This window comes from Salipaludibacillus sp. CF4.18 (assembly GCF_051262595.1).
GTDB classification, from domain to species: domain Bacteria; phylum Bacillota; class Bacilli; order Bacillales; family Salisediminibacteriaceae; genus Salipaludibacillus; species Salipaludibacillus neizhouensis.
Map to the genome: position 1 here is coordinate 71,172 of NZ_JBIMEV010000012.1, position 13,811 is coordinate 84,982.

The 13,811-nt window shown below is 37.4% G+C and carries 10 protein-coding genes and 1 pseudogene; 10 read left to right on the forward strand and 1 reads right to left on the reverse strand.

Annotation, left to right across the window (positions count from 1 at the left end; translation table 11 throughout):
* Positions 1-13 precede the first annotated feature (13 nt).
* The 3 genes from recN to spo0A all read left to right on the forward strand — a co-directional run bounded on the left by recN (position 14) and on the right by spo0A (position 4,407).
* The gene (gene recN, locus ACHABW_RS10325; protein ID WP_435755227.1) at positions 14-1,738 is read left to right on the forward strand and encodes a DNA repair protein RecN; all 1,725 of its coding nucleotides are present in this window, start codon (positions 14-16) and stop codon (positions 1,736-1,738) included.
* 167 nt (positions 1,739-1,905) lie between these two features.
* A complete protein-coding gene (gene spoIVB, locus ACHABW_RS10330) occupies positions 1,906-3,186 on the forward strand; it encodes a SpoIVB peptidase (RefSeq protein ID WP_435755228.1) in 1,281 nt (426 codons plus the stop codon).
* 423 nt (positions 3,187-3,609) lie between these two features.
* On the forward strand, positions 3,610-4,407 hold the full coding sequence (gene spo0A / locus ACHABW_RS10335) for a sporulation transcription factor Spo0A (RefSeq protein ID WP_435755229.1): 798 nt from the start codon (positions 3,610-3,612) through the stop codon (positions 4,405-4,407).
* Between the two features lie 76 nt (positions 4,408-4,483).
* Here the strand turns inward: spo0A and ACHABW_RS10340 are convergent, their stop codons facing one another.
* Positions 4,484-4,723, reverse strand: a complete 240-nt coding sequence (locus ACHABW_RS10340; RefSeq protein WP_110937670.1) for a DUF2627 domain-containing protein — start codon at positions 4,721-4,723, stop codon at positions 4,484-4,486.
* A gap of 179 nt (positions 4,724-4,902) precedes the next feature.
* Here ACHABW_RS10340 and ACHABW_RS10345 point away from each other — a divergent pair, with 179 nt between their 5' ends.
* From ACHABW_RS10345 to ACHABW_RS10375, 7 genes and pseudogenes are all read left to right on the forward strand, one after another.
* Positions 4,903-6,969, forward strand: a complete 2,067-nt coding sequence (locus tag ACHABW_RS10345; RefSeq protein ID WP_435755230.1) for a sigma 54-interacting transcriptional regulator — start codon at positions 4,903-4,905, stop codon at positions 6,967-6,969.
* 272 nt (positions 6,970-7,241) lie between these two features.
* Positions 7,242-8,342: a branched-chain amino acid dehydrogenase gene (gene bcd, locus ACHABW_RS10350; RefSeq protein WP_110936575.1), complete on the forward strand. Its 1,101-nt coding sequence runs from the start codon at positions 7,242-7,244 to the stop codon at positions 8,340-8,342.
* A 129-nt stretch (positions 8,343-8,471) separates the two neighbouring features.
* Positions 8,472-8,629: pseudogene (locus tag ACHABW_RS10355) on the forward strand (butyrate kinase); the annotation flags it as partial.
* Between the two features lie 177 nt (positions 8,630-8,806).
* Entirely contained in the window at positions 8,807-10,231 is a 1,425-nt protein-coding gene (gene lpdA, locus ACHABW_RS10360) for a dihydrolipoyl dehydrogenase (RefSeq protein ID WP_435755231.1), read from the forward strand.
* An 85-nt stretch (positions 10,232-10,316) separates the two neighbouring features.
* Positions 10,317-11,312: a thiamine pyrophosphate-dependent dehydrogenase E1 component subunit alpha gene (locus ACHABW_RS10365; protein ID WP_435755232.1), complete on the forward strand. Its 996-nt coding sequence runs from the start codon at positions 10,317-10,319 to the stop codon at positions 11,310-11,312.
* Between the two features lie 6 nt (positions 11,313-11,318).
* Positions 11,319-12,302, forward strand: a complete 984-nt coding sequence (locus ACHABW_RS10370) for an alpha-ketoacid dehydrogenase subunit beta (protein WP_110936572.1) — start codon at positions 11,319-11,321, stop codon at positions 12,300-12,302.
* Between the two features lie 17 nt (positions 12,303-12,319).
* Complete coding sequence (locus ACHABW_RS10375) at positions 12,320-13,615, forward strand: dihydrolipoamide acetyltransferase family protein (RefSeq protein ID WP_435755233.1); 1,296 nt, start codon at positions 12,320-12,322, stop codon at positions 13,613-13,615.
* The last annotated feature ends 196 nt before the right edge of the window (positions 13,616-13,811 follow it).

Genomic DNA, 13,811 nt, shown 5'->3' on the forward strand with positions numbered 1-13,811 from the left:
GAGGTGGAAAATTTTGTTAATGGAACTATCCATTCGAAATTTTGCAATTATTGAGGAAACGACAATTTCTTTTGAAGAAGGTTTAACCGTTTTAACAGGAGAAACTGGTGCAGGAAAATCAATTATCATTGATGCAATTGGATTACTTATTGGAGGACGGGGTTCTGTAGATTTTGTGAGGCATGGTTCAAAAAGAGCTGAAATAGAAGGCTTGTTTTCGATAGAAAAATCATCAAATCATGATTTGTTAGTCTTTTTTGAAGAACTGGGAATAGCAGTTGATGAAGAGGAAACAATGGTTTTACGAAGGGAAATTACGAAACAGGGGAAAAGTATATGCCGGGCTAACGGGAAACTAATTACATTAGCTGTGTTAAGAGAAGTTGGCCAATCATTAGTGGATATCCACGGACAGCACGAACATCAAAAGTTACTTCAGACTGACAAACACTTATTATTTCTAGACAGATTTGCAGAAACTTCGCTTCATAAAACAAGGATAGAATATGATAAGTTATTTCGACAATTCACCAAGAAGCGAGAACAACTTTTACAATTAAGCGATAATGAACAAAAAATGGCACAAAGATTGGATCTAATACAGTATCAGTTTAAAGAAATAAATGAAGCAGAGTTAATACCAAACGAAGATAAGGAATTATTAGAGGAAAAGCACCGCTTAGATAATAGTGAAGACCTTTACAGAACAGTTCACGGTACCTATGAGTCGCTTTACGGGGATGGAAAGGGATTAGAGTGGGTAATGGCAGCTATGAATCAAATGGAAGAGGCCGCCACGCTTGATCCAGAATTACATAATCTTCATGAATCGATCGCTAACTCTTATTATTTGTTAGAAGAGGCTTCATTTTCTTTAAGGGACTATTATGAGGATATTGCATTTGACCCTAATCGTTTGAATGAAATTGAAGCACGCTTGAGTGAGATTAATCAATTAAAACGTAAGTATGGAGAATCTGTAGATGACATCCTGGAATTTGCAGCTAATTTAGAAGGTGAAATAGATACCCTGACTAATCGCGAACAGCGGGTCGTGCAGTGGGAAGAAGAATTAGTGGCTTTTGCGGAAGATTTGGTGGTTGAGGGAAATCATTTAACCGAAATAAGAAAGTCTGAGTCAAAAAAACTTAAAGCTGCAATCCAGAAACAGCTAGAGGATTTATATATGAAAGATACGGTATTCGAAGTTGATTTTTCGAATAAAACAGTACCAGATATGACCGCTCAAAATTTAATAAAGTCTTCACCTTTTCACCGGACCGGTATGGATCACGTTTCTTTTATGGTGGCGACCAATAAGGGTGAACCATTGAAGTCACTAGCAAAAGTTGCATCAGGTGGAGAAATATCTAGGATGATTCTTGCTTTAAAATCAATATTAGCAAGACATGAAGGAGTAACGTCACTTATATTTGATGAGGTTGATTCAGGAGTTAGTGGTCGGGTTGCCCAAGCGATTGCAGAGAAAATATATACGATTTCCCAAGGATCTCAGGTACTGTGCATTACGCATTTGCCTCAAGTAGCGGCAATGGCCGATACTCATTTATTCATCTCTAAAGATGAAAAAAAGGGCCGAACGAGCACGAATGTAGATGCATTAGCTTATAGAGAACAGACGGAGGAAATTTCAAGAATGATCTCAGGAGTAGAAATTACTGATTTGACGAGACAACATGCAAAGGAATTGTTAAGTCAAGCCCAAAATATGAAATAATTTTTAAGTTCGTCTATGTATAACACTAGAGCGGTGTAGGATGATAAAACTAACCAAATGAGGTTAGTTTTTTTATTGTTCTCAGGTTATAAATGTGACCGTTCAAGGCAAAATTAGTATTACAGCCATGGTGGAGGTGGAAGGTTTCAAACGAGGAGAGTGAAAAAGTGAGTTATCGCATCATACGAAAGACAGTGGGGATACTTCTCCTTGCAATACTATTCTCTGCTGCATTTTATCCACCTATACAGAACTATGTCCAAATACCAGACGAGGTCGCTGTTTTTGAGGGACAGTCTTTCGAAGTTCCTTCATCAGTCTCCGTATTGAAAATGGACAATGATTCCATTGAAACAGAAGCAGCTTCATCGCAATTATTGACTGGGAAGTCGGCATCAAAAAGTGAGTTGGTCCTGGGCGCTAATGGAATACCCTTCCGCTCAGTTGATGTTACAGTCCATCCTGAACTAAAAGTAATTCCTAGTGGGCAGTCAATCGGAGTTCGTGTTCAAACAAATGGAGTATTAGTAGTAGGTCATCATATTTTGGATACAAATGCAGGAAAGAAATCTCCAGGAGAAGAATCTGGAATACAAGTGGGAGATGCAATTTTAAAAATGGATGGATTAAATATATCGGAAATAAAAGAGATTCAACCATTAGTCCAAAAAGCTGGTGAAAATAATGAAACAATTTTATTTGAAATTAAGCGTGATGGAAAAACGATAGAAAAAAAACTGAAACCTATAAAAAGAGACGATGATGAAAATTATCAATTAGGTCTCTATATACGGGATTCTGCTGCAGGTGTAGGAACGCTAACATTTTACGAACCAAAATCGAAAAAATATGGTGCTTTAGGTCATGTCATTTCGGATATGGAAACGAAAGAACCAATTGAAGTCTCGGACGGAGAGATTATTTATTCGGATGTGACCTCTATAGAAAAAGGACTTACAGGTGAACCGGGAGAAAAACTAGCTAGGTTTTCAAAGGACTCACATATATTAGGCAATATTACCAATAACACGGATTTTGGAATATTTGGCAAGCTTCATGGGGATATTAGAAGTAATCAAAATATGGAACCAATGGAAGTTGGGCTTGCTCAGCAAGTAAAAGAAGGTCCGGCAGAGATTTTAACCGTAGTTGATGGGGAAGAAGTACAAAGATTTGATATTGAAATAGTCAGTAGCACTCCACAAAAGGGTCCTGCTACAAAAGGAATGGTCATTAAAGTTACGGATGAGGATCTCTTGAATAAGACAGGTGGCATTGTTCAAGGTATGAGCGGAAGTCCAATTATTCAAAACGATCGAATAATAGGAGCGGTCACACATGTTTTTGTGAACGATCCATCGTCAGGTTACGGTTGCCATATTGAATGGATGCTTCGGGATGCAGATATATCACTTGATAATAAATCGGAGTTGAAGGAAGCAAGTTAAACGAAAGCTGGATAGATGGAGTGAAAGGGCACTGAAAAAGGTTGTTTTGAACTTTTTCAGTGCTCTTTTTTGCTGTATTTAAAAGACGGCTATGCCGTTTTTCTTACAAGATAATTTATAAAATTATTGGTTATTTAGAAATTGTTGTTTTCGTCGAACGAAGAGGATCGAATCCGAGGTCCGACATTGTCTGCTTTTTTTTGGTATAATCAAAATAAAGATTATTCGACAAACGGTAAGAAATCACACTTTTAAAATCGAATGAAGTCGAATAAGGTAGCATTAATGATTAAACAAGAGAATACGTAAGATTTAAGCAAAAAAATCGAAAAAAATTAAAGGGATCGTTAAAGCTCTGTCGAATATGTCAAAGAGGAAGATATAAAACATCCATTACAAATTAAGATCGAGGAGGAAATAATTTTGGAAAAAGTGAAAGTGTGCGTTGCAGATGATAATCGTGAACTGGTGAATTTACTTGAGGATTTCATACAGTCTCAAGAAGATATGGATGTGGTGGGGACTGCATACAATGGTCAAGAATGTTTGGAATTAGTTGAAGAGGCTCAGCCGGATGTACTAATCCTTGATATTATAATGCCACATTTAGATGGACTTGCTGTATTGGAAAAACTGAATGATCGTCAACTTGAGAAGCGCCCAAATATTATTATGTTAACTGCTTTTGGACAAGAAGATGTAACGAAAAAGGCGGTGGAATTGGGAGCGGCTTACTACGTATTAAAGCCTTTTGATATGGATACATTGATGAATAAAATTAGAGATGTGTCCGGTCAGGGAACACCTTACACAAGAAATTCTATGGTTAATGAATATAAAAGGGAAAATAAACCGATGAATTTAGACGCGAGTATAACAAGTATTATCCATGAAATCGGTGTACCAGCACATATCAAGGGTTATATGTACTTAAGAGAGGCCATTACGATGGTGTATAAAGATATTGAATTGCTCGGTTCGATTACTAAAGTACTCTACCCAGAGATAGCGAAACATTTTAACACTACTGCCAGTAGAGTGGAAAGGGCTATTCGTCATGCGATTGAAGTAGCTTGGAGTCGCGGTAATATTGATTCTATATCTAAAATGTTTGGTTACACTGTAAGTGTATCAAAAGCAAAACCAACTAATTCAGAATTTATCGCAATGGTTGCTGACAAGTTACGTATTGAACATAATATAAGTACGCATGCAAACTAGGATGATTGTATAGTGTTTTAGCACTTTTTCAATAGCTTAAAAAACATTAAAAAAAGAGCCGAGTGGCTCTTTTTTTTTACGCTTTTTTTTGAAAGCGCGGTGCTACTTTATTATTTTTTCTGTCCCGATGAAGAATAAATCCTCCAATGAACCAGACTCCGACAACTAAAGCAATAATGCCAACAAAAAATTGTAAGTAGTGTGTTCCATATGGCCAGTTTAATATTTGAAATAATGTATCTCTCATTAATTTAATGCCATACCCGGCAATGAAAATGGGAATTAGTAAAATAACAAGAGCGATAAATCGTTGAATAGTCATGGTTCCAATCCTTCCTAATAGACACTTACTAATCTATTTTATCTGATTATCTCCTTCTAGGCAAACTCTTGAGTAAATATTTTAAAAGAATAAATTGGTGTATAGTAGTGGGGGATAATGAAAAAAATTGCATACCTTAATCAGAAAGAAATAATTTAAGGAGCTGAATATATATGAAAAAAGTTGTTATCATTGGTGTTGGTAAGGAAGGGACTGCTCTTCTAGAAGTTTTAGCTAAAACCAATCAATTACAGGTTATTGGTGTCGTTGACAAAAATCCTGTTTATCAAGGTGAATATAAGTGTGAAAGCGCAGGGATTCCTCTATTTGCAAAATGGAAAGTGGCGTTGGAAAAACTTGCTTCTATTGATGTGGTGATAGAAGCGACAGGTGATTATGAATTATTGGAAGAGATACAAAAGTATGTAAAAGATGAACCTGTGACTGTTATTCCAAGTTCAATAGCATCGATACTATTTTATTTATTAGAAGAAAAAGAAGGATTGATTAAAGAAGTTAAAACTCATAACGAAAAAATAAATAGTATTTTGCAGTCAACCCATGATGGAATGATCGCGATAGATATAGAGGAAAAATTCACATTATTAAATAAACGAGCAGAAGAAATAACGGGATTTAGCGAGGAACAAGTATTAGGGGTGAAAATTAATAACATTCTTCGTTCTAGCGAGCTACCGAGAGTATTGAAAACAAAGAAAATAGAAACGAACCGCAAACAGATAATTTCCAAGGACCTTACAATTGTTACAACAAGAGTACCGATGTTTAATGGAAAGGAATTAATTGGTGCATTGGCGGTATTTAAAGATATTACAGAAATTGAAAAAATGGCGGAAGAAGTAACTAGTCTTAAAAGTATTCAAACGATGCTGGAAGCAATTATTCATTCTTCAAATGATGCTATTTCGGTGGTAGATGAGAGCGGTAAAGGGGTAATGATTAATCCAGCCTACACTAGAATTACCGGTTTAACCAAGGATCAAGTAGTAGGGATGCCAGCAAGTACTGATATTTCTGAAGGTGAAAGTGTGCATATGAAAGTTCTTAAGCGCACAGAGGCAATCCGAGGAACAAAAATGAAAGTGGGTCCCCTTCGAAAAGATGTCATCGTAAATGTTGCGCCTGTTATCGTCGACAATCAATTAAAAGGAAGTGTAGCAGTCATTCATGATATGTCTGAAATGCAGGAATTGACATATAAATTGGAAAAAGCAAAACGGATTATTCGAACATTAGAAGCAAAATATACTTTTAAAGATATTATTGGTGATTCTGCTGAACTTCAATTTGCAATCGAACAAGCGAAACTAGCTGCAATAACACCTGCTACTATTCTTCTTAGGGGGGAAAGTGGCACCGGTAAAGAGTTATTTGCCCATGCGATACATAATGAAAGTAATCGAAAGTATAATAAGTTTATTCGAGTAAATTGTGCTGCTATCTCTGAGACTCTGCTAGAGAGTGAATTATTTGGCTATGAAGACGGGGCATTTTCGGGAGCAAAGCGCGGAGGCAAGAAAGGATTATTTCAAGAGGCGGATCAAGGAAGTATCTTTCTTGATGAAATAGGGGAGGTTTCTGCTAATATGCAAGCAAAACTTCTTCGTGTATTACAAGAGCAAGAAATTGTTCGAGTTGGTGGTACAACACCTATTCCAATTGATGTCCGAATTATTGCGGCCACCAATGTAAATATAGAAATGAAGATGATAAACCAAACTTTTAGAGCAGATTTATTTTACCGTTTAAATAGAATGCCTATTTTTATTCCCTCCTTACGTGAACGGAAGAATGATTTATATAAATTATCCTTGTATTTAATTTCCAAGTTAAACCAGGATTACGGTAGAAATATAGTTGGAATGACAATGGAAGCGTTAGAAAAGCTAATGCAATATGAATGGCCGGGTAATATAAGAGAATTAGAAAATATTTTAGGTAGGGCAATCATCCACATGGGCTACACCGAGCTAAACATTACAGAGGCTCATCTACCCATTTTGTTCAAAGAAGAAATACAACCAAATCATCAACAAGAACCAGTGAATATTGAATTTCAAGAAAAACAAACATTGCAAGACATGATGGACAAGCAGGAAGAAAAGATTTTATTAAATGCTTTAAATCATAACAGTGGAAATAAAACAAATACTGCAAAAATGTTAAGTATTTCAATTAGAAATCTTTATTATAAACTTGATAAATATGGAATCAAATAGGCAATAATTTGCGTGCAATTTATTGCAGACAATGCAATTTTTTGCACAACTTTTTTGAAGAATTTAAGATTATGTGAACGATTCTCTTCAGAATCAGAGTTGGCATAATAATTGCATTAAAGCTAAGTGTGGATTCTTAATAAAACGCAAAGCGTCTTTATTGACCCGGACAGGTAATGATAATGATAGATGCTGCAGAAAAGCTTTGAAAGCGAATGATTTTTACATCATCCTGTTAAAAGTTCAAAAAATACTAGTAGGGGGAAAATAAAATGGAATTATTTAAGTATATGGAATCGTATGATTACGAGCAGGTTGTCGTATGTCAAGATAAAGAGTCGGGACTAAAAGCAATTATATCTATTCATGATACAACGTTAGGTCCTGCTTTAGGTGGAACTAGAATGTGGACATACGATTCTGAAGAAGCTGCCTTTGAAGATGCCTTACGATTATCAAAGGGGATGACGTACAAAAATGCGGCGGCAGGACTTAATTTGGGTGGAGGGAAGGCCGTAATTATCGGTGATCCAAGAACAGATAAGAATGAAGCGATGTTTCGAGCTTTCGGAAGATTTATACAAGGTCTAAACGGACGTTACATTACGGCAGAAGATGTCGGTACTACTGTGGAAGATATGGATCTTGTATATCAGGAAACGGATTATGTAACAGGTATTTCACCGGCGTTTGGGTCTTCTGGTAATCCTTCACCTGTGACTGCATATGGCGTTTACGTGGGGATGAAAGCAGCTGTTAAGGAGGCATTTGGGGATGATTCATTAGAAGGGAAAACGGTTGCTGTACAAGGTGTAGGAAATGTGGCTTATAATCTTTGTAAACATCTTCATGAAGAAGGAGCAAAGCTTATTGTCACAGATATCAACAAGGCAGCTGTAAACCGAGTAGTTGAAGAATTTGGTGCCGAAGCAGTTGATATTAATGATATTTATTCAGTAGATTGTGATGTTTATTCTCCTTGTGCATTAGGGGCAACGATTAACGATAAAACGATTCCTCAACTAAAAGCGAAAGTAATTGCTGGAGCTGCCAATAATCAATTGAAAGAAAATCGTCATGGGGATATTATTCAAGCAAACGGGATTGTCTACGCTCCTGATTATGTCATTAATTCGGGTGGGGTAATAAACGTAGCGGATGAATTAATCGGATACAATCGTGACAGAGCGATGAAAAAGGTTGAAACAATTTATGATAGTATTTCTAAAATATTTGAGATTTCCAAACGTGACCGTATTCCTTCATACGTGGCAGCCAACCGAATGGCTGAAGAAAGAATTGAAACAATGAGGAAATCGAGAAGACAATTCTTATCTAATGAAATGAATGTGCTTAGTCGTGGAAGAGGATAGATAATGGAAGGCGGGGTGGTCTACTCCGTCCAATTCCAGTTGGTACATACAAAGTAAATGCTTTAATGTTAAAGGATCTTAGAGACGAATTTTCGGGACAGATGCATTGAATTTAGGCGGATTAGTACAGCCTATGGAAAAGAATTTGTCTATAAAATCATCTCTCGTGTAGAATGGTTATCAAGGTAATTGTAAAACCAGGTGAGAATGAAATGCAGGCTTTAATCCCAGGTATGTTAAGAGTTTTACGAGGAATTGAAGAAACAAAAGATTATTCCATTGTATAAACATCATATTTATTGGTAAAATCAGTGAATACAAATCTTTTTTTGAATTCTATTGATCATAAGACCGAATGTGTAAGGGGTCATAAGAATTTTTAGTATCTCTCTGCACTTCGGTTAATATAATATTTTATCAATACTATTCTTTTATCTTGTCAAAATAAAGAATGGGGGTTTATCATGACTAAAGAATATGATCTGGTCATATTAGGAGCTGGTACAGGTGGTTATGTTGCTGCTATACGTGCTAGTCAGCTTGGTTTGAAGGTAGCGGTAGTAGAAAAAGAAAAACTCGGTGGTACATGTTTACATCAAGGGTGTATCCCAAGTAAAGCTTTATTACGAAGTGCTGAAGTATTTAAAACTGTCCAGAATGCAGAAGAGTTCGGTGTTATGACAGAAAATACTTCGTTGAATTTTTTAAAGGTGCAAGAAAGAAAAGCCGCAGTTGTTGAACAACTATATAAAGGTGTTCAATATCTTATGAAAAAAGGTAAAATCGATATTTTTGAAGGATTCGGCAGGATCTTAGGGCCATCAATATTTTCACCTTCAGCAGGAACAATTTCAGTTGAAAATAATAGTGGTTCTGAGAATGACATGCTCATTCCAAAAAATGTGTTGATTGCAACCGGAAGTCATCCAAAGTCACTTCCAGGTTTGACGATGGATGAAGAACATATACTTTCTTCAGAAGGTGCTCTTCGTTTAGAAAAGCTGCCAGAGACAATTACGATCATTGGCGGAGGGGTTATTGGAGTAGAGTGGGCTTCGATGTTTGCAGACTTCGGCGTAGAAGTTACGGTACTTGAATATGTTGACCGCATTCTTCCATTAGAAGATGAAGACATATCTCAAGAGATGGAGCGAGCATTAAAGAAAAAGGGAGTCAACGTCTTAACCGCTGCGAAGGTGTTATCTGAAGAAGTAACGATAACAGATGGACAAGTCCTTGTAACTTTCGAACACGATGGAAAAAAGAAAACTGTCAAAGCCGAGAAAGCTTTGGTCTCTGTTGGACGTTCTGCTAACATAAAGGATATTGGTCTAGAGAATACAGACATCCAAGTGAAAAATGATGTCATCGCAGTGAATAAAAAATACCAAACGAAAGAATCTCACATATACGCAATTGGTGACGTGATTGGTGGACTACAACTAGCTCATGTAGCTTCACATGAAGGTATCGCTGCTATTGAACACATGGCTGGAGAAGAAGCACACCCTGTCATAGAAGAGTTCGTTGCAAAATGTACATACTCATCTCCAGAAGTAGCAAGTATCGGGTTAACGGAGCGGACTGCAATAGAACGTGGCTTTGAAGTAAAGACCGGTAAGTTCCTGTTTAAATCAATTGGCAAGGCGCTTGTTAATGGGGATAGCTCAGGTTTTGTAAAATTTGTATCTGATTCTAAAACAGAGGATTTACTCGGGGTTCATATGATAGGTGCGCATGTGACTGATCTGATTTCAGAAGCTGCATTAGCAAAAGTCCTGGATGCCACGCACTGGGAAGTGGCTTCAACTATTCATCCCCATCCTAGTTTATCAGAGATTATGGGAGAAGCTGCGCTGGCGGTAGACGGAAAAGAAATACACGGTTGAAAACAATTGGAATGCGTAATGGATTCTCATGTAAACAGACGACAAAAAAATAGATAACTTTTAAAAACAAGGGGAGGTAGTTCTTATGAGTGAACTTCAACACCATAAAGCTGGATTAACGGATGAAGAAGTTTTGAAAATGTATGAAACGATGCTTTTAGCACGAATGATCGATGAACGAATGTGGTTATTAAACCGCGCAGGGAAAATTCCCTTTGTTATATCTTGCCAAGGGCAGGAGGCGGCGCAAGTCGGAGCCGCAATGGCATTAGATAAAACGAAAGACTATATATTGCCATATTACCGTGACATGGGGATCGTTCTTCATTTTGGAATGACTGCAAAAGACTTGATGCTTTCCAACTTTGCGAGAGCAGAGGACCCTAATTCAGGAGGTCGACAAATGCCTGGACATTTTGGTCAAAGGAAAAATCGGATTGTAACTGGATCATCCCCTGTAACGACACAAGTCCCGCATGCAGTTGGATTTGGACTGGCCGCTAAAATGAAAAAAGAAGATTTCGTCGCTTTTACCACATTCGGAGAAGGTTCTTCAAATCAAGGAGATTTTCATGAAGGCATTAATTTTGCCAGTGTGCACGATCTTCCGGTTATTTTTATGTGCGAGAATAATAAATATGCTATCTCAGTTCCGCTAGATAAACAGCTGAACATTGATAAAGTTTCTGATCGCGCAGCAGGATATGGTATCCATGGAGAATCAGTAGACGGGAATGATCCTATCGCCGTCTATGAAGCGATTTTCAAAGCAAGAGAACGGGCTGTAAAGGGTGAAGGGCCTTCGCTTATTGAGACGGTTACATACCGTTTAACACCGCACTCGAGTGATGATGATGATAGTAAGTACCGTGAAAAAACAGAAGTAGATACAGCAAAAGAACAAGATTCGATTCACACTTTTGGAGCATATTTAACTGAAATTGGCTTATTAACAAAAGAGAAAGAAGAAGCGATTCGTGCTAAATTTCGTAGTGAAATCGACGAGGCAACGGATTATGCAGAAAAGGCGCCTTATGCTGAACCTGAATCGATGATGAACCACGTTTACGGAGAGGAGTGATTATATATGCCAGTAATATCGTATATCGAATCAATAACTAGAGCAATGAAAGAAGAAATGGAACGAGATGAAAATGTCTTTGTGCTTGGAGAAGATATTGGAAAACACGGGGGAGTCTTCAGGGCAACAGCTGGACTCTATGATCAGTTCGGAGAAAGCCGTGTGATGGATACGCCTTTAGCCGAATCAGCAATTGCCGGAGTTGCAATTGGTGCAGCCATGTATGGATTGCGTCCTATTGCAGAAATGCAATTTGCAGATTTTATTATGCCCGCAGTGAACCAAATTGTTTCAGAAGCAGCGAAGATTCGTTATCGGTCAAACAATGATTGGACGTGTCCGATTACTTTCCGTGCTCCTTACGGTGGTGGTGTTCATGGTGCACTATATCATTCACAATCGATTGAAGCGATGTTTGCAAATGTCCCTGGTTTGAAAATAGTTATGCCTTCGACTCCTTATGACGCGAAGGGTTTATTAAAAGCTTCTATTCGTTCAGACGATCCAATCTTATTTTTGGAGCATAAACGAGCGTACCGATTAATAAAAGGAGAAGTACCAGACGAGGATTACACGCTGCCAATCGGGAAAGCTGATATAAAACGTGAAGGAGAAGACATCACAGTTATTACTTACGGTCTTTGTGTTCATTTTGCATTGCAAGCAGCAGAAAGTCTGGCTGAAGATGGATATGAAGCACATGTATTAGATCTTCGAACAGTTTACCCCTTAGATCAAGAAGCTATTATAAATGCAGCTAAAAAGACAGGTAAAGTTCTTTTGATCACGGAAGATAACAAAGAGGGAAGCATTATTAGTGAAGTAGCAGCTATTATTGCTGAGAATTGTTTATTTGAATTAGATGCACCAATAAAAAGATTAGCGGGAGCAGATATTCCTGCAATGGCCTACGCACCTCCATTGGAGAAAAACTTTATGATTAATCCTGAGAAAGTGGAAAAAGCTATGCGGGATTTAGCGGAGTACTAGAATAGGAGGTTATATAGATGGTAACAGAAATTACAATGCCTCAATTAGGTGAGAGTGTTACAGAAGGAACGATTACAAAATGGCTTGTGAAGCCAGGAGATAAAGTGAATAAATATGATCCTCTTGCGGAAGTAATGACGGACAAAGTCAATGCAGAGGTTCCTTCCTCATACACGGGGGTTATTAAAGAATTAATTGCACAAGAAGATGAAAAAATTGATGTTGGGAAAGTTATTTGTTATATGGAAGTAGAAGGACAAACTGTGAAACAGGAAGAAGATAGTCCCTCCTCTGAGGATAAAAAAACATCAGATGCTGTTCAGGAACAAACTAGTTCCTTACAGGAGGTTGAAGATTCCTCTCATAAAAAGCGTTATTCACCCGCTGTGCTTCGATTATCACAAGAACATGGTATTGATCTCACTGAAGTCAATGGCTCAGGAAAAGGCGGCAGAGTGACCAGAAAAGATCTGCTTGCGCTTATTGAGAAAGGTTTTACGCCAGAATCAAACGAAATATCCGAATCTTCAACCGCTGCTAAACTGTCTGCAAAAGACAGTGTTGCTGACGCTGAAATTTCGAACTATAAAAAGTCAGCTACTTCTTCTGACGATAGGGTAATCGAGGTTCCCGTAAGTGGGGTTCGTAAAACGATTGCTGAAAATATGGTCAAATCTAAACATGAGGCACCTCATGCATGGATGATGATCGAAGTAGATGTAACGAACCTTGTTCGCTATCGGGAAAAAATAAAAGGTGATTTTTTAAAAAATGAAGGAATTAAATTAACTTTTTTACCGTTTTTTATGAAAGCCACAATAGATGCGTTAAAAAAATATCCTGAAGTAAATTCGAAATGGGCAGGAGATAAAATCATTCAATATAAGGATGTTCATCTTTCCATGGCCGTTGCTACTGATAACGGATTGTTTGTGCCTGTCATTAAACACGCTGATGAAAAGAACATCAAAGGGCTTGCCCGTGAATTGAATGACATTGCCAAAAAAGCGCGAAACAATTTATTGAAGCAAGAAGATGTGCAAGATGGAACATTTACTTTAAATAACACAGGTTCCTTCGGTTCGATTCAATCACAGCCAATTATAAACTCACCTCAAGCAGCGATTCTTTCGGTGGAATCGATTGTTAAGCGTCCAGTTGTTCTGGAAAATGATGCGATAGCTATTCGTCATATGGTGAATTTATGCATGTCATTAGATCATCGTGTATTGGATGGTTTAATCTCCGGTAAATTTATGGGGCACATTAAATATGTATTAGAGAATATGAATGAGAATACATTGAATATGTAAAAAACTGAAAGATTCAATAGAGTGTTTTAATAACGCATAGAATGAGCGCGAGAAGCGTATCTTTCTGTGTGTTATTTTATTGTTCTTGGACTTAAGAAATAAGGAATACATATTTAATCATGAATCGTAATCATTATTATTTACAAATCGTAATTTGTACGATATACTTCTGTTTGTAAATAAAACAAAACGTAAT

What these genes read in the sequence shown, in the direction of transcription:
- ACHABW_RS10365 (WP_435755232.1), top strand. Translation starts at nt 10,317, where the DNA reads ATGAGTGAACTTCAACACCATAAAGCTGGATTAACGGATGAAGAAGTT.
- ACHABW_RS10345 (WP_435755230.1), top strand. Translation starts at nt 4,903, where the DNA reads ATGAAAAAAGTTGTTATCATTGGTGTTGGTAAGGAAGGGACTGCTCTT.
- ACHABW_RS10375 (WP_435755233.1), top strand. Translation starts at nt 12,320, where the DNA reads ATGGTAACAGAAATTACAATGCCTCAATTAGGTGAGAGTGTTACAGAA.
- bcd (WP_110936575.1), top strand. Translation starts at nt 7,242, where the DNA reads ATGGAATTATTTAAGTATATGGAATCGTATGATTACGAGCAGGTTGTC.
- ACHABW_RS10370 (WP_110936572.1), top strand. Translation starts at nt 11,319, where the DNA reads ATGCCAGTAATATCGTATATCGAATCAATAACTAGAGCAATGAAAGAA.
- lpdA (WP_435755231.1), top strand. Translation starts at nt 8,807, where the DNA reads ATGACTAAAGAATATGATCTGGTCATATTAGGAGCTGGTACAGGTGGT.